Raw genomic sequence first — 17,047 nt, forward strand, 5'->3', positions numbered from 1 at the left:
TTCAGGGTTTGTACTCCACGATGTAGCGGTCACCCAGTTCCATTTGCAGTCGCTTAACCAATTCGCTTCCTTTTTCAATATGAGCCGTTTCAAGTTGGGGTGATTTGAATGCGGAATCTGGGGGATAATCGGTATCAAACGTCGCCTGATATTCGTCATTCCACTCCTGAATCTTTTCTTTTAAGTCATGTGATATCGGCAAGTCATTGACATCGACATGCCCCATATACTGCGAGTCAGGGCAAAATATGGGATCGGCCAAATACTCTCGCCCTACTATCAATTTCATTGTCATGGCAATGGCTTCCATGTGCTAACCGGATTTGCACGAACAACAAATCCATTTGAACCGACACCAATTGCAATGTGCTGTTCGACGCCGTTCTCGACAATTCGATACACCGGCGCACTCCCGTTTGTGCCGACGATCTGTCCGCGTTCGAGGGCATTCATTACAACAACTGGAATCTGATCACGTGAAATTCCTTTATCTGCGAAGTTCGATTCATGTCGTTTGTAGATATGTTGTAGACCAGCAGCGTCATTACCACTCTCCAACCATACAGTTCTTCCGTCCGGTAGCCTCCGAATATCAACCACGTTGGCGGGCGTTATTTTTGTACCATTGTTCGCCAACTCAGCGATGAGTTGCGAGCTGTTGGGAACGTCTGGCAGCTTACTTGCTGTTTTTAGTTCTTTTAGGAGCTTGACGGACCCGGCAGGTAGGACGACGGAGAGAACCTTTCCTGCCCCCTTGAGCTGATCGCGCGTGCGCGGATCAATGTCGTTCCAACGCTTGGAAACTTGCTGACCAGTTTTCTCATCCACGTAAGTCAGAGTCGCGTCCATGGCATTGTTGGCGGCTTCCAGCACGCCAAGGACGGCCATCGTTTCCTCGGGATAGTTACGTGCCGACCATTCTACGCCCGCTTCGGTCGCAGCCGACATTGCCTTGCTGAGCGGGTCGTCGCCCCGTCCAATCCGGGCAAGGCCCTCCATCGGATTGCCGTCGCCGACGCCAGTCGTGTAGGCGGCGCTGATGATGACAATGATGATCGGTATGAAGAACGCATTGTTTTCGGCTGCATTTGCGCCTGCGTTTGCACCGGTATCTACATCGCCCCCTGCGAGGGCGGCTGCGAGACCCGCGGCAACACGGGCAACCTCGATCCCGTTGGCCCGCCATTCAGTCACCATGACGAGGGCTTCGGCTTGCGTGAGATTGCCTTTAGAAAGAGCATTCTTGATGCTCTTGTCGACTATGTCGGCGGCTATCTCGCCGACAACCCCACCGATAGCACCACCCTTGCAGTCACCAGACGCCATGGCACCAACGGCGCAGCCAAGAGCGGCGTGGGCAACCAGTTGAGAGACCTTGTCTATGTCCTTATTGTGAGCGGCCTTTCCGATTTCCTCAGCCACATACTTGCCAAGCGTTGCACTCGCTTCCAGCCTGAGTGCATCAAACAGGCTTTTGTCGAATCTGTCGCCCTCAATGGCGCTGGAAACGCTGGCCTTAACGGCGGCGCGAATGAGGCCCTGCTGGATGTCTCGGGTGATGCGATCAGCCAGCGGTGCACTTGCGGGCAACTCAGACCCGATACCAGTCATGTCGGAAATCTGAACGGTCAGCCCAGCCGCGACCATGGAAGTCAGCAACGCGCGGATATTGGCTGACGAGCCGAGCTCCTTGAGGGCAGCACCGATATCGCCCTGATTATTAACGAGCGCTACCGCACTCTTGTTGATGAGTGATTGAAGCCCTGCTTGAATTGCTGCTTCCGCAACGGCATTTCCTGCCAGTCCAAGCGAACCGGCGACAGAACTGGTAAGACTCGACGTGAAGCCCGTCATCGGTCCGGTGAGAGCAGCCGTAACCAGCGTCACCAGTGCGGCTCCAGCCTCGGTCAGGCCTTGCGATTTGTAATCCCATTGCTGGAACTGAGCATCGACAGCCTTCCAGTCTACCCTTCCGGTGAGAGCGGGGTCGTTGCGGATTTCCCCCACCCAGGAAAGGCCGGGTGATCGCGAGAGCTGGTCGATTGAGGCTTCGAGGTTGCCGGTCTTGTGATACTCGACGACAACACCGTTTCCGGCATCAATCTTCAGACCGCCGCCCGCCTCGATCTCGACATGGCGGATCGTTTCTTCCGCCTTGCCCTGATCCCGCTCGTTCCACCAGAACAGGTCTTCCTCACGCTTGAAGTCCTGTTTAAAATTCTGGTCGGTATTGGTGAGAAGGGCGACCTTGCCGTCTTCGGCCTCGATCTTCGTTTCACCGCCGCTTTTGATCTGCGGCGCTTGCAGTGTCACATCGCCGCTTTCAGAGATGACGGACACATCCTTGCCAGCGATAATGGTTGTGGCCTCTGTCTCGACGGAGGCAGACTGACGGCGGATATTGGTTTCGGTTCCGAGGAAGCCGCCGGTCTTGATGTCGAGCTTCAGGTCGCGGCTATCATGATTCTGAACCGAGGTAGTGCCGACATCGCCATCAGCATGCAAGGTGACGTTTTCACCCGCCGCGACCCTGACGCCCCGGAGAGCCAGATCACCGCCAGCATCGATAAGGAGATTGCCACCTGCCTGCAATTCGGCAAGCGTGTTGGTGAGGCTGTAGGCACGGTCATAACCGCCCTTGATCTTGTCGTCGCGGGAACGCTCAAGTTCAAGCGCAGAGATATCGATCGAACTCCCTGCATCTAGCATCATGTCGCCGCCCGCGGCAAACTGCCCACCTTCGGAAACGATGGAACCGGACGCCTTCAGCAGAAGGTCGTCCCGCGCCTCGATCCGGGCAACCTGCTGGATGCGGTCGGCAAAACCGTTTGCGTAGACATCACGGGTCTTGGCCGTGTCATTGATGATCGTATCGGCTTCAATCGCAACGTTCTGCCCGGACACCGTACCGGAGCGGTTGGAGAAGATGCTGCCTGCGTCGATAACGAGGTCGGCACCTGCAAACAGGCTGCCACCATTGTTGAAGAGCGTCGCCGAAGTATCGATGGTTAGATTGCCGGTTGTGGAGATAGCCCCGGAATTGGTCAGCGCTGCCGTTTCGATGCTGGCCTGCCCTGCCCTGATCTGGGCACTGGCGAGGCTTGTGTTCGCGGTGGTTGAACTGGAGAGATAAACGCGGGGGACCAGCACCTCCTGTCCGTCAACGATCTGCTTTTCCAGCCAGACGATGTCCTTCGTCAGCGCGGCTCGCTGGGATGGCGTAAGAGAGACGCCGAAGGTCAGCCCCAGTTCCTGCTGTGCGTCGGCGGCATTGTCATAGAGCGCCTGCACCAGCCGGTACGGATCGAGGCCGGAGCCGACCGAGCGGCTTCCGGTCAGATTGAATATCTGGTCACGGATGAGGCGATATTCGACATAGGCATCGCCGAGCCGTTTCAGCGGCACGTCAGGATTGTAGCTGCCAATCGTTTGGAGGAAGTAGTCCGAACCGAGGAATTTGGAAGGATCGATGAACTCGGAACGGGTCTCGATGAGATACGGCATGTTGGGTGCCGCGACCTGCTGGAAGGTCGCCTGACGCCCTATAAGCGCGTTGATGCTGACATCGATGGCGGAGAGGCTGGCAAGATTGCGGGCCTGCGATGCGGACGCTACGTCCGCTGCCGAAAGCGCCCGGTCGCCGGAGGAAAGCCCGATTTGGCCAGCCTGGCTTCTAACAGCATTGTTATTCAGATAGCCGGTGACATTGGCGCTGAGAGCACCACCTGCCTCTATGGTGCCGAAGACGGCATCATACGTCCGCGACGAGGTACTGGAGTCCGTGGTTGTCCAGCGGCGAGTATCGTGGTCGACACAAATACCAAGGATGCGCTTCGCGCAATAGCGCTCAGAATGCTGGGTGACAGCCGTCGTCTCGACTGTTTCAACGAGGTCACGGCCTTCATTCAGGATCGAAGCGGCCGTAATCGCGATGTCGCCATTGGCCGCAATCTGGCTGTAGCTGTTGGTCAGCGCACCGGTGTCGATGGTGATGTCGCCGCCAGCCAGAAGCTGGGAGGCTGGACCATTGGCGGTTGCCATCTCGCGTTTGGTCACGACGGTCGTGGTCGTGTCGCCAGACTGCGTGATTTCGGTCGTGGTGTCGACGGTCGAGGTCAGGCCATCGCGACGGTTGGTCAGCGAGGCGACGTTGAGCACCATATCGCCGGCCACGGCTTCAATCGTACCGGACCTGTTGTCGAGCGCACCAGCGCGACCACTGCTCAGTCCCTTGATCGCCAGGTCTGTTTCAGCGAGCACGTCGGCATTGACGTTGGTGAAGCTGCCGTCAAGCAGGTAGCTTGAGGACGTACCGGAATAGAGAAGCCCTGTATTGGAGAGGTTGCCGGCAAGTTCGGCGAGCAGGGAGCCCCTGGCAGAGCCCACGCTGCCTGCATTGTCGAGCGAAGCGACGCGCAGGGAAAGCGCAGTGCCGCCATTGACGACACCGCCCGCCAGAACCGACACACTTCCGGCTCTGCCGTTGTCGCGACCGGTAAGACTCAGTGTGTCATTGGATTTCAGCGTACCCGAAAGCGTGACGTTGCCATCGACCGCAAGGCCAATGGCGTTACGGGCCGAGATTTCTCCGGCGTTTTGCAGGTTGCCGGACAGGGAAACGGCCACGGACTGATCATGTGCCGTGAGAAGTCCCTGATTGACGAGGGATGCAGCTTCGAGACCGATCGCTCCGGCATTGATGGTGCCGCTGTTGGCGATGCTGTTTGCTGCTCGAAGTGAAAGCGCATCCTCGACAAGCAGATCACCGGAGTTACCAATCTTGCCACCGGCGGTAACGCTGGCACCCTTCATGCTCAACAGCTTGCCAGAGTTAGAAAGATCGTTCTGCGCGGTAACGTCGAGCGTTCCGCCCTGCGCGGCAATCGAGCCGTCGTTGGCAATCGAGCCTGCCGAGGCGGTGACGCCTCCGTCAGCGGCGACAAGGCCAGCGGAATTGTTGCGCAAGGTGCCTGCAGCGGTCAGGGTCACCTTGTCCGTCGAAACGACCCGGCCCGAATTTGTAATATCCTGTGAGGATGACAGGACTGTACCGCCGTTGCCTGCGATTTCCCCGGAATGGTTCAGATTTCCGTTCAGCGTCTCCAGCTTTGCTACTGATCCTGCCGCAAGGCTGGCGCTGGAGGTGAGCTGCGCCGCCTGTGCTAGCAGCATGCCGCCAGCGACATAACGCCCATCCGTCATAGTGAGACTATTGGCGGATTTTACGGTCAGGCCCCCGCCAGCCGTAATACGCCCTTTCCGCGCGTCGATGCTGGCTGCCTCGATCATGATGTCCGAACGGGACCGGAGCGTGTCGCGCCCTGTATCTGCCGCTTGCGCCAGATCGATGGTGTTCGCCTTGATCGACAGCAGCCCACCAGCAGCAAGCTGTCCCTGACCGGCGGAGAGCGCTGATGCCTCTATGCTGAGCGTACCCGTGGCCACCTGCTGTCCGCTGCTGTCGGTTCCAGACGCGGCAAGCGCGTCTACCCCGAGGGCGACGGTCTCACCCCTGAGCGAGACGTCGCCCTTGGCAACGACAAGGGCGCTATCCGCAAGCTCGACGCCGCTCAATCCTTCTAGCGTGATTGCCTCATCAGAGAACAGCGTGCTCTCAACCCGCACCGCCTGTTTTTGCGAGCGAGCGGTGATCGCCTGTTTTGCCTGTGCCTTGCCGAGCGTCAGCTTGCCGTCGGAACTGAGCGTCATCGCTCCGGCATTGGCGGCCATCTGGCCGGACATTTTGACGCCCGCGCCCTTGTCGGTGGAGATGATCTTGATGCTGCCGGCATACATGCCGCCGAGCAGAGAGGAATCGATAGCGATTGCCGGTTCGTCGCCGTCCGAAGCAAGCGGTGTGACGAGACCCGACTGATAGGCGTAGGAATTGCGTCCGGCGACCAGAGTGAGGTCGCCACCCGCTTTGACTGGCCCGTCAATGGCGATCTTGCGCGAAACGATATCGAAGATGTTGACCGAGCCGAGGTCGGCCCCGTTCGCCCCGATGCGCACATCACCGCCTTCGACCCGGAGTCCTGAAAGCGAGCCGTCGGCCCCAATTTCCGGCACGCCGGTAGAAAGCGTCACGCGTGGTGTATTGATAAAACCGCAGCCGTTGCACGTCAGTCCGTGCGGATTGGCAATCACGACATTGGCCGATTTGCCATGGACTTCGACCGCACCTTCAAGGACGGAACGGCTTGAGCCGGTCACTTCATTGAGGATGACGTTGGCCGGACCAGAATTGCGAAGATTGCCATTGCCCTGAACCAAGCCGCCAAGCTGTGATCTTAACAGGTCCTGGTTTGAATTGTTCAGGATCGCCCCGTTTGGGCCGACATTGAAGTCACTGTATTTGTTGTGGGAGAGGCCAGCGCCATTTGGCGTGACGATGTTTATGAGCGGCACGCCATTGCCGCTTGCGCCGACGCCCGGTTGATTGGCCGCATTGGCTGCCTGATCGGCTCGGATTTCCTGCGCCTGCACCATGAGAGGCTGCGTTGCGACAAGGATGCTGAGGGTTAAGGCGAGAGATTTTCGCGCAAACAGGACAAGACGGGAGCCTTGCCGGGACGACTGCAGATCGCCATTCTGCCTTATGCGTTTTCTGTCTCTTGCCATGTCATCACCTGTGCACTGTAGACCACGACCGGCGGGTGTTCCCCCGCATTCTTAAAATGAAACCGACACCCGCGCCTGAACGAGACCCGAGGACGGTTTGGCGTCGCCGGGTAAGTCAGGCATGGAGAGAATATCGGTATAGGACAGATCAAAATTGATCCGCCCGCCTCTGTTGCGAATGCCTACGGCAGCGCCGACAATATTGCCACCGAGGCTGTTTCCGCGACTGTCCGAAACGCTGTGTCCGAGATCGAGCGCGACGTAGGGTTCCAGCCTTCCAATCGCCTCGACCGATCCGGCGTCGTTTATCGGTGGCAGCAGGAACGACAATTCGTTACGCATGAGGACGGCCTTGTCGGCGTAAAGAACCGCCTCGCGCACGCCGCGAACGGTTGAATAGCCACCGAGCGACATTTGCTCGGAACCGAACAGAGGGTCAGGGGACCATTGCCCGGAAACATTCGTGCTGAGGATCATCGTGGACGCGCCAACGTCCTGGGTCCGGAAATAGCCGAGCGAGGCCGTCACCTTGTCGAACTGGCCCCGAGGCGAGCCATCGGGTGCGGTCGCGTCGTCAAAAGCCCCGAGAATGTCCAGGCCACGATGATAGCCGACGCTGGCGCTCGCCTGTCCGCCGAACAACTGACGGGAATGGCCAAGTTCGAAGCTCGCGACCGACAACACACGGCTGGAAACGTCAATACGGCTGCCGAGCAGGAAGTTATCTGTTTCCTTCCATGTCAGCCGACCCGTAGCCCATGTCTTTGAGGTTTGATCCCGATAAAGGATACGCGAGATATAAGGCGAAAGCGATTTCGACCCACCAGACGTGTCGATGGCGGAAAGCGGGCCTGCCAATGACGAGTGGTAATCGCTCCAGGAGCCGTTTATACCAACAGTCCAGTAGCCGTAGGGAATGGACAGTGAGCCGGTCAGCGTGTTGCTGTTGGGGCGCTCGTTGCTAAAGAACAGCGGATGATGATCCATCGAGCGCTGGTAGCCGAATTGCCATTCGTCATTGATGCCGAATAGATTGTCGAGACCAAAATCGGCCCGCGACTGATAGATACCAGTAGCGACACCGCCGAGGTTGTCCGAGGAAAGGCTTGCATGCCACGGGCGACCCTGCTCAACTTTGACGTCCAGTACTGAACCACCCTGTTCCTTGCCGGACTGGAGCGCTATCGTCGCCTTGCTGGAGCGCAGGCGGTTGATCTGGTCAAGGCCCTGCTCGATGTCGCGCAGGTTGGCCGGCTTGCTCCGCATGCCCGGGAATGCCGTTGCTATCCGATTATCGGTCGGGATTTTGCCGTTTAACGTGATGTCTTCGAGACTTCCTTCGATCACGGAAACATCGAGCGAGCCATCAGACAAATCCTGTTCCGGCAGATAGGCGCGTGACGCAATGTAGCCGCGTTCGACATAGAGATATGTCAGCGCTTCGAGGACGCTATTGAGTGCGGCAAGGCCGAGGCATTGCCCTTCGAAGCGTGCCGCTGTGCGCCGGAGTTCATCCCCTGGAATGAGTGTCGCGCCACCCACCGAGATGCTGTTGACTGAAATACAGGTCTCGCCGGGGCCAGAAGTCATTACTTCCGGCGGTGCGACCGCTTTACCGCTCGGTGCGCGCGTCGTCTTGCGCAAGGTTTGCGCTTCGCGAAGGCGCTCCTGTTCGGCTTGTAACCGGTCGATCTGATTTGCCTGACGTGCGGCATCGTCGCGGATGTTCTGCGCGAGAGCGGTGTCCCCCAACGTAGCAGTGAGCACAACACCCGCTAAAAGAGCGCGGTGGAGGCTGTTCGTTCCATATCGTAAAGCGGGTACCTTCAATTATTGGCACCCTCTTTGCCAGCGTCCATCGGTGTCTCTCCGGTCGTTTTTCCGGTGGCAGGCACAATTCCAGCTGACAGTGCGTCGAATGCCCTGGTGAACCCTTTGAGCGAAAACGAGACCTTCACGGCTTGGCCGTTCAGAAGCCGAAAGAACGTGGCACCGTCCGATGCCTGTTTCATCTGGCTGATGCGATTGTTGTCCAGTGGAATTATGACGAAGCAACCGGCATGGTTGCAGTTACGATAACGCACCAGTGACGGCTTTGCGCTGCCCGCGCCAAAACCGAAATCGGATGCAAGATGAACATCGAGCGGCGTAAGCGCAACCAGCGCCCAGTTCGCCTTGCCTGCCTTGTCGTTGGCCCGGGAAATGGCGAGGTTCAGCACCTCGACAGGCTTGCCGCCCTGATCAACCATCAATGGCTGGGCGATTTCGCAGGAGGCTTTTTCTGGCACGTTGTGGTCCACTCCGGCTGCAATGACACAGCGCAACGTCCAGTCATCGAAGCGTTCAGTACGAACTTCCGTGGACGGCTGTTTTGCAGCATCGGATTGCGCAGCAGATTCCTGCGCATGGACAGTCGAGGTCATCAGTGAGAGTAAAACGGCAGTGGCCGAAGCCGCCAGAGCTTGCCTTTTCGACACTAATGAGCAGAACCGCAACGGGCTCTTGCTGAACACTGGCCCTGCGCGGAAAAACTGTACAGGCATTGCAAATGTCATTCGGACCGCTTCTTCAATGCTCTAGGAAACCTGCTTTTGCCGTAGCAAAAGACGAACGTTCTTCCAAGGTATGAATCAAAAATTAACGCCCGTAAGTTGAAAAATATCACCAGAACTCACTTTGCGATGTTTTCCCTCTAGTGATGATAGTGCTCATTCCGTCTCTGTCCCGACGGGGAACGGACATGCTATCTGGCTGATTATCCAGTTATCGGGAAGGCAGCTATGTCCGCATTTGGCGCGCGCAGCGGTGAGACGCCCCTCGGCCCAAATCGGTTATCGCATGCTCGGTGGCATGGACGTGTCTACGAAACTCGGGGCTATTCAGGTGGTATATGCTCAACGAACGGAGGGGTGAATGCTGATTATTTTTGGTGGACTGCCAGGATCGGGCAAGAGCGCCGTCGCACAGGCTTTGGCTCTTAGAACCGGTGCGTGTTATCTGCGCGTTGATACCATTGAACAAGCTATCAGCTCGTCAACACCACTCGCAGACCGACACGATGTCGGACCTGCGGGATATGTTACGCTTTATCGGGTGACCGAGGACAACTTGCGTCTGGGCAACCAAGGCAGGGCTCATCAAGCTCAAGTTGATTTAATGCGGTCACTTTGGATGTCGGGTTGTCAGCAATGCGCCAAAAGCGGACACTTAATGCAATCGCATTTCTTGTTGCACCACTACCGGCACCTGAGTAGCAAGGGAGCAGTGAGGAACCCAGCGACCGCCATCTGATTGGCACTCGTGCAATTCCAAGCGATATCGAGCCTACTGAGGAAGACCAAAAACTGAAGCCGCATGCCCCGAAATGTTAACGGGCAATTACTTTACGGACACGCTTCATGCCCTCATCGGCATTTGCGTAAACGCTCTCCCGAATTAATATCTCGCCGCTGGAGGTCATTACCACCCACAGACAGTTTTCTAGTGGATCATCTTCTGGAACGAGCGCGTTTAACACGGGGTCATTGCTCGGTCCAACCACTGCCACGAAGTGCTGGTCAACAAGCCGTTTCGTGGTTTGGTACTCCATGAAGTATCCAAGGGAATAATCAAGCTTGCTGTGCGTAGGGTGGTCTGGATCATAAATAACAATAAAAACCATCGTGTTCCGCTCTGCGGCTTCGGCCTGAGCGGATTGCAAATCATCGTGTGGCGTTCGCAGGAAGAATTTGTTGGTACTCAGTTGAGGATCAGCTGATGCTGATGTTATCGCTGCCGCGCGTGATGCTTGGACCCAGCGGTTGAAAGATTTTGGCATATAGCGAGCTGCCAGCACTCTCCCTCTTGGGCTGGCCAGCAACTTTCGTTCAACCACTTCGCTATCGAGCTGCAGATACTCGAAGTCTGGCTGAAGAGCACGGAGGGTCTGACCTAAGCCGCTGCTCGGAAGGGTGGAGTAGAACGAGACGAAGCCCTGGCAACGATGAGTGAATAGGCGGTCACGAATATTGATTTCGTCACCCGGGGTGACGGATGCGCCCGAGTGCGCTTTGTGTTTACAGCTCACCAACCAACGAACAACATTCACACCACCCGGACCTGAGCGATCCTCTTCGACGATAAGATCGCGACCACCATCTGCGCCCCGGTCTGGTTGTTCAATAATTCTAAAACCTTCAGAGTGAAAAAATTCCCTTGCGAAAAGTTCGAAGCGATCTCTGTCGGGACCACTCTGTGCCGACGCAATCTCGGTGAAATCCAAAGCTGCCATGTGTATCAATACCGCCTGTGTGAGCAGAAGTCAGTTATTGGAACGCCGTTGGGCGATAGTGGAGATGACCGTGAACGTCTGGATGGAAAGCTCACGTCGCGCAACCGCTTTCATTCCACCAGAGTTGTTGGCTTTGCTCATCTGTCCGATTCGGGCCGGACGTGCACTGGTATAATTCGCAAGTCGTAAGTCCTATTCAAACAAATTTCTCGGCGACCTCGCGCTTTCCTCGCGGATCAACATGCGTGATGGTGTCGGTCAAGCGCTTCGACCGTTCGCCAATAGAGGCCGTTCCGGCATCGGAGAGCCCAACTTATGGCTGGGTGCCGTTGGAGTTGAGGGGCGCGCAACTTCGGCAAATGCTACACTTCTGCTGTCCACCATGTCGAAGCTAATGAAAGGTTGGCGTGGCTCAATAACGCAGTTTTGGCGGCATCTCGTTGAGCGCCAACTACCACAACTTGTGCGAACCCTCGCCGATTTAGCTCCGATTTTGCGCGCTGTAACAATGCTGCACCCGCATCCTGCCAACGATCTTTAGCAGCAACGCAGAAGTCATCGATCAAAGCGGTAGCCCCACCAGGATCGTACACTGGCGGAGTTGGAAACTCTCGCGCGATGAGAAAACCGACGATCAATGTGTTCTCAACGGCGACAAGAGTCACGGTGCGCTCATCAGAGAACAGTTTTTCAAACCATGAAAGAGTCGAAGCGGCTGAGTTGGCGGCTTTCTTCCAAAAGCGTGGCTCGTAGTTCTCGTATTCTTTGCGTCTTGCTTCGACAAGCTCCACGCACTGGGGCGCATCCTCTTTCGAGGCATTCCTAATTTGCATCTGGCTAACCTTATGGCTGCGGTCATCTCCGATTGCAGCCAGTAGAGTGAGGTGAAACACCTCTGTCAACGTCTGCAATGGGCCAAAAACAGCCGAATTCAGTTGCGCCATTTCCCGCTGATTGACGGTATCCCTTGCTTATGGCAGGACAGCTACGCCGAACCGTCGACCAGAAATTCCTACGTAGGGGGATAGCATGAGGCAGACACTTTTGCTGAGGCAAACCGAACTCTAAGCGCATAAGCGCAAGTTCATCCTTTCGCTTGTGCGCCACGCCCGAATTTTCATCGAGCATTGGAGCACTTATGCGAGCTATCGCGACCACGCCGGCTCTCGGCGGAGAGGTCTTTGACGTGAATTCCGAGATCGGCGGGACATTTACGGTCTCCATCATAGAAGATATTGGTGACGGAACCGTTATAGTCCGTATTCTGTATGGTGAGATCAAGGAAGCCGGTTGGAAATCTTTCGGTCTTTTTGACGGAAATATATTCAAAAACCGGAGAGAGCGCCTTACCAATCGGCGCATTTTACGTTGACGTCCTGTGGCCATCTCCGCAACAGCGAGGGATGGCCAACTCCAGACCACGTACCATCATCGACTCTCTTCATTTACTCAAAGCAGTTATCAAACCCGGTATGGCGGCTTTCCATATTGCGCGTGGGATTTGACGCGATAGCATGCATTTGAAAGCGAACGGGGGCAGAGGTCGTGTTTCAGCGTAGTCTATTGGTAGCGATTGCGGCATCCATCGCTTGTGCCGGGGTCTCACATGCGGACATCACCCTTGAGCGTGTTCCAATTGATGGCTCTTCACCTGTTCTCCTGCTGAAAGGTGAGTTCACGACATCGGACAATCCTGACCAACTTGCGCGTGAAGTCGCCGCAAGCGATGCCAAGCTGATCACCTTCAACAGCAACGGCGGCAACGTCGCTACGGCGATGGCGTATGGGAGGATGATCAGATCGCTCGGTCTATCGACGCTGCAGCTCCGGTCTGCCGAATGCGCTTCGGCCTGTGCACTCGCTTTCGTCGGAGGCGTGAACCGGCAGGCAGAGCCCGGCGCGATCGGTGTGCACCAATCCTCTTTCTCCCCGGAAACGATCGTCGAGGGGCACACTGCAGTCGCTGCGGTTCAGGCGCTGACCGCCCAGATAATGACGTACCTTGTCGAGATGGATGTCGACCCGAAACTGCTCCAACTCAGCCTGTCCGTTCCCAGCAACGACATGCGGTATCTCACCGCCAGCGAGATGCAGAGCTATAGAGTGACGTGGGGAAGTCTGGCCGACTTGACGGAATCCGCCGCTGCATCCAAGGTCGCACCGACGGTGGTGCCTGCAACTCCACAAACCACTGAAGCTCATTTGCCGACAACAGAGGAAAAAGCATTAGCCTTCGTAGCGTCGTACCATGACGCTTGGTCTCGCGGAAACGTAGAGGCGCTAACGTTTTTGGAAAAAGCATATGGCGACACTGTCGACTTCTACGGCAAACCCACACCCAAATCCGTGGTGATTGGCGAGAAGCGGAAATTTGCGACCAGATGGCCAGTCCGCGCCTACAGCGTGCAGGCAGGCTCGGCGAAGGTGACTTGCGCGGAAACCTGCAAGGTTGACGGCATCGTTGACTGGTACACGAAACGCGACGTCGGGAACCGTATTTCATCCGGCTCGGCCGAGTTTTCTCTGGTTTGGGACCAGAGGGCGGGCGTGATCCTCTCCGAAACGAGCAAAATTATTCAGACCGACAAGGGCGTCTCTCAACCCGTACGTCTGATATCCCAATGGACTGAACAGAATGGTGCCTGTCGCGGCGGCAGCGGCGACCTGCCGGAAACAAGTGCGGCCTGTGAACGACGAGAAGCTATTGGCGACAAGCTGAAGGCTGCAGGATGGTGTTATGGTCGTGAGGGGGAATACGGCTATCAAATGCGCTGGCATGCCTGTGAGACCACATCTTATAGCCAAGAAAGTGCGGTAGGGATTGCTCCCAGCGCGACGTTCAAGAAGCCAGACCTTTCCAGCTACCCTGCTCGAGATCGTCTTTCCGGAAAGACCGTCATGCCCGACTTCAAGGGGCGCGACCGCGAATTCAACAGTTTCAGAACTCGAATTCGAGACGGTATGCGTCAAGGGCCAAACTTCGCTGGCCAATATACCCTTATCCAGATCGGGTGCGGCACCGGGTGCTCATTCGTTATCGTCGCCAACAATCAAACGGGTCGCCCGGCGTCCTTCCCACGTGGTGGGGAAGAGCACATGTATCTGAGTTTGGACTTTCGCCGCGACAGCCGGCTGGTTGGTGCTCAATGGCTGGACTACGACACCAACACATGTGTGGTCGAGTTCTTCGATTTCGACCGAGATAGTTGGAAATCGATTACCAAAACTGAAGTCGGTAAAGACGACGCGTGCTATCGGACGATCGCCGAGAATCTCCGCTGAGTTTGAAGCGTCCTTCCAGTTATAGCTTTCTCCGCGCTGGCGCTGATTCAGCCTGCTGAGGCTTTTGGCAATCGCACCAGATTCCTGATGGTAAACCTGACAAGACCGTCCTTCCCTGTCCCGCCTGTCGAGTTCGCGCTGATGACGAGATATCGACGAACTCCCTCGGGGCGTAAAACGCAGGCCACCCCTGCCCTGCTTACGCACGTATCCTCAAAGGCCCCAGAAGGAGAACACCTAGCGGCATAGGCGCACCCAAATTAACCATTAAGTTGAGAGGATTCTCCGTCACTACTTGCGGAGCATTTTAGCCCTCGGCAATATACCGCGGGGGCTCTTTTATGAAAAAACGCTACTGGCTACTTTGCGGACTTATCCTGTTCGGCATTTCGAAATTTGGGGGAACACCGTCGGAGGACGGGAGAACGGCACCATCACCGAGTTTTTCAGAGGAGGCACGCGCACCGAAAGCTCCGCCATCAACAATGAGCGACCAACGACCAACCTCTCCTCCTGCAAGCACCGCTTCCAGGCCGAGCGAGACGGCCGGCTCGCGGACTGTCGCGGAAATAACTACCAAGTTCGTCAGTGGGAACGGTGTCGCACTGCGTGGTGCACCAAATCCAAAGTCTCAAATCATTGATAGACTGGATAGAGGACGGAAAGTCGACCTCCTTCAGTCGGAAGCACAGTGGTCCCGGATCAAAGATATCCTGACTCAAAAAGAAGGATGGGTTGCAACCAGGTTCTTGCGGGATGACAACCCCAAGCGAGAGCAAATCTCAAAACCGTCGGAACCAAAGAGTGAGCCTCCGCCGACACTATCACCCGCAATCATTATCCAGCGGATCATTGCCGAATCCGTAGCCAGCTATCCCGGCACATGCGCCTGCCCTTACAGCACAGATCGCAGAGGCCGAAGATGCGGCAACCGAAGTGCATATTCAAAGCCTGGTGGCTATGCGCCAATCTGTTTCGCGCAGGACGTTACGAAATCGATGATTGAAGCTTATCGCTGACCTTATCCCTACGGAGCACATAAAGAGACAAAATCAATCACGCGACCGGTGCTGGGATGACGCCGCCCTATCGCGACATCTTCCCCAACCGCTCGAGCAGGCCGTCGAGGTCCGCCCTGGCTCGAGCTACATCGCCAATGTCACCGTTGCGCTCGGCAAAGGCTAACTGGCGACGAAACAAATCCTCAGCGCCAATAAGATCACCCGCCGAAAAGCTGACGATTGCCAGATCGCGAAGCGTTGTCCCGACAACGTCGAGAATTTCATGCCTTTCCGCGATTTCCAGCCGTCGACGCATAAGTTTTACCGACCTGTCGAGATGACCGAGCGCAAACTCGTTCTAGGCGAGGTTGCCGACTATAGCGTTCTAAACTTTTCCGTCCACGTAAGCTCGAATTGCCAGATGCAGTGCAACGCTGGGGCCGCCAATCTCTTCGTCTCGGTACATACTCAAGGTCTTTCCATCGTCTTCTGCTTCCGCAAACCGAACCGAAAGCAGCTTAATGGCCAACTCGACGTCGCCATCTTTAACCTTCAACGCTTCCAGCAGGTGACGGACCTGAGACCCACGCGGCATCGGGATATTTGCGGTGTTCGTTTCCGCTGCGGTGCTATTGTTCACTAGGGAAACGGTCTTCGCACCGACCACCAGCAGCAGACCGTCAAGCGACCGGTCCTGGTTGTCGGCCTGTAGCGTCACCATCAATTCAGCTACCACCGATGTCGCCCCCAAAATTCGAAGGACGTACTCAGCCTCGTAATCGATCGCGTCGATGCCTCTATCTGAATCGCGGGAGGTATTGCGAGATTTCACAGACATTATAGCTCCTTTTGGCCAGTATCGGTACTTTAGGGGGTGTCCCTAAAGATCGAACCTCAGTGGAGCCGTGGTGAAAGCGGTCGGTGTCGAGTTCAGTAACGCCAGAGAAAAGCTCGAGGCAGATGCTCTTGGTCATTTGCAGGCCCTCCTCTTTCTGAAATCGAGCGTTCGCAACAGTCATGTTGATAGAAAGCTAGAGCACGCTTAGACGCTTTTCAATGGCTTCCAAACGAGAGTTCGAGGACTGCGATACAATTATCGCTGTCCGATCTTCCGCCACGCGCCGGTCCGGTGCATGGCGAGAGATCGGGTGCGCCCTGTTAACCTCCGGAAACATAAGCCAATTTTCACCAACAGCTAAAATTTTATAATTTCTAGGCAATAACAATGACTTAGATTTATCTTTTCTTTTCGATCGAATCCGGTTGACGAGCTCCAAAAGATCGTTAAATGCACAGTTGCAAATCCGATGCGGCGACCTAACAGTTGCATGGTCCGCCGGATAACACGGGATTTGCCAGAGAGAGCGCGCGGCCCAGGACGACAACGGTCCCCGCATCGGAGTACGGTGTCACCCCGTACAAGCATGCTCCCCGGGATGGGTTAATCCGGGAGAGAGTTTTGTTCCCCGAGTCGCTCACGGAGATGCTCCATGCCCGGTAACATCAAATAATTCCTTTCCAGCACGCGCGCGCTTTACGCCCGTTCACCGATCACCACTACCCCGCTGTTGCCGCCGCCGGCATCAGTGCGTGGAAAGGAAGTGCCATGCCTACAACACACCTCGATATCCCATCTATGTCCGAACACCTCTTTGTGGTGGTTGACCTCGGCTACCGCCTTGCCCTCATCAGGGGATCATCGGTTCCGCGTTAACTAGCCAGCAACCTTCGCGTGGGAACATACCTCCTAGCTCAGACGCCCGCCGCAGATTGCCGGCGAGCCCAAACTTGGAGACCACCCCATGCGAATATTGAACAAGGTATGTTTCGCGTCTCCCTGAGCTAGGCAGCCCAACAGGATGCCTTGGCCAGC

The 17,047-nt window shown here is 56.3% G+C and carries 12 protein-coding genes; 4 read left to right on the top strand and 8 right to left on the bottom strand.

Annotated elements, in window-relative coordinates:
• Position 1: 1 nt before the first annotated feature.
• The 4 genes from G6L97_RS15325 to G6L97_RS15340 are packed head-to-tail and all read right to left on the bottom strand — an operon-like array spanning position 2 to position 9,176.
• Positions 2–310 carry a hypothetical protein gene (locus G6L97_RS15325; protein ID WP_174003277.1) on the bottom strand — a complete coding sequence of 103 codons (309 nt, stop codon included), beginning with the start codon at positions 308–310 and terminating at the stop codon, positions 2–4.
• Positions 292–6,621 carry a two-partner secretion domain-containing protein gene (locus tag G6L97_RS15330; RefSeq protein WP_174003280.1) on the bottom strand — a complete coding sequence of 2,110 codons (6,330 nt, stop codon included), beginning with the start codon at positions 6,619–6,621 and terminating at the stop codon, positions 292–294. Before G6L97_RS15330 ends, G6L97_RS15325 begins: the two co-directional genes overlap by 19 nt.
• A 51-nt stretch (positions 6,622–6,672) precedes the next feature.
• Entirely contained in the window at positions 6,673–8,388 is a 1,716-nt protein-coding gene (locus G6L97_RS15335; RefSeq protein ID WP_174003283.1) for a ShlB/FhaC/HecB family hemolysin secretion/activation protein, read from the bottom strand.
• A 59-nt stretch (positions 8,389–8,447) separates the two neighbouring features.
• Positions 8,448–9,176, bottom strand: a complete 729-nt coding sequence (locus G6L97_RS15340) for an invasion associated locus B family protein (RefSeq protein WP_272438491.1) — start codon at positions 9,174–9,176, stop codon at positions 8,448–8,450.
• A 358-nt stretch (positions 9,177–9,534) separates the two neighbouring features.
• Between G6L97_RS15340 and G6L97_RS28245 the strand changes: the two genes are divergently transcribed.
• Positions 9,535–9,912, top strand: coding sequence for an AAA family ATPase (locus G6L97_RS28245; RefSeq protein WP_407655360.1), 378 nt, complete (start codon positions 9,535–9,537; stop codon positions 9,910–9,912).
• A 76-nt stretch (positions 9,913–9,988) separates the two neighbouring features.
• On the opposite strand, the gene G6L97_RS15350 is transcribed toward G6L97_RS28245, so the two are convergent.
• Together G6L97_RS15350 and G6L97_RS15355 are read right to left on the bottom strand one after the other, a co-directional pair.
• Positions 9,989–10,891 carry a restriction endonuclease gene (locus G6L97_RS15350; protein WP_174003288.1) on the bottom strand — a complete coding sequence of 301 codons (903 nt, stop codon included), beginning with the start codon at positions 10,889–10,891 and terminating at the stop codon, positions 9,989–9,991.
• A gap of 362 nt (positions 10,892–11,253) precedes the next feature.
• On the bottom strand, positions 11,254–11,835 hold the full coding sequence (locus G6L97_RS15355) for a GNAT family N-acetyltransferase (RefSeq protein ID WP_174003291.1): 582 nt from the start codon (positions 11,833–11,835) through the stop codon (positions 11,254–11,256).
• 194 nt (positions 11,836–12,029) lie between these two features.
• Between G6L97_RS15355 and G6L97_RS15360 the strand changes: the two genes are divergently transcribed.
• The 3 genes from G6L97_RS15360 (at position 12,030) to G6L97_RS15370 (ending at position 15,192) form a co-directional block, all read left to right on the top strand.
• A complete protein-coding gene (locus G6L97_RS15360; protein WP_174003294.1) occupies positions 12,030–12,263 on the top strand; it encodes a hypothetical protein in 234 nt (77 codons plus the stop codon).
• A 173-nt stretch (positions 12,264–12,436) separates the two neighbouring features.
• The gene (locus G6L97_RS15365; RefSeq protein WP_174003296.1) at positions 12,437–14,173 is read left to right on the top strand and encodes a COG3904 family protein; all 1,737 of its coding nucleotides are present in this window, start codon (positions 12,437–12,439) and stop codon (positions 14,171–14,173) included.
• 485 nt (positions 14,174–14,658) lie between these two features.
• Positions 14,659–15,192: an SH3 domain-containing protein gene (locus G6L97_RS15370; RefSeq protein WP_236773638.1), complete on the top strand. Its 534-nt coding sequence runs from the start codon at positions 14,659–14,661 to the stop codon at positions 15,190–15,192.
• A 67-nt stretch (positions 15,193–15,259) separates the two neighbouring features.
• On the opposite strand, the gene G6L97_RS15375 is transcribed toward G6L97_RS15370, so the two are convergent.
• Both G6L97_RS15375 and G6L97_RS15380 read right to left on the bottom strand, forming a co-directional pair.
• Positions 15,260–15,490 carry a hypothetical protein gene (locus G6L97_RS15375; protein WP_174003302.1) on the bottom strand — a complete coding sequence of 77 codons (231 nt, stop codon included), beginning with the start codon at positions 15,488–15,490 and terminating at the stop codon, positions 15,260–15,262.
• Positions 15,491–15,559: 69 nt separating this feature from the next.
• Entirely contained in the window at positions 15,560–16,012 is a 453-nt protein-coding gene (locus G6L97_RS15380) for a hypothetical protein (protein WP_174003305.1), read from the bottom strand.
• Positions 16,013–17,047: the final 1,035 nt, after the last annotated feature.

It is taken from the genome of Agrobacterium tumefaciens (assembly GCF_013318015.2).
GTDB lineage: Bacteria > Pseudomonadota > Alphaproteobacteria > Rhizobiales > Rhizobiaceae > Agrobacterium > Agrobacterium tumefaciens.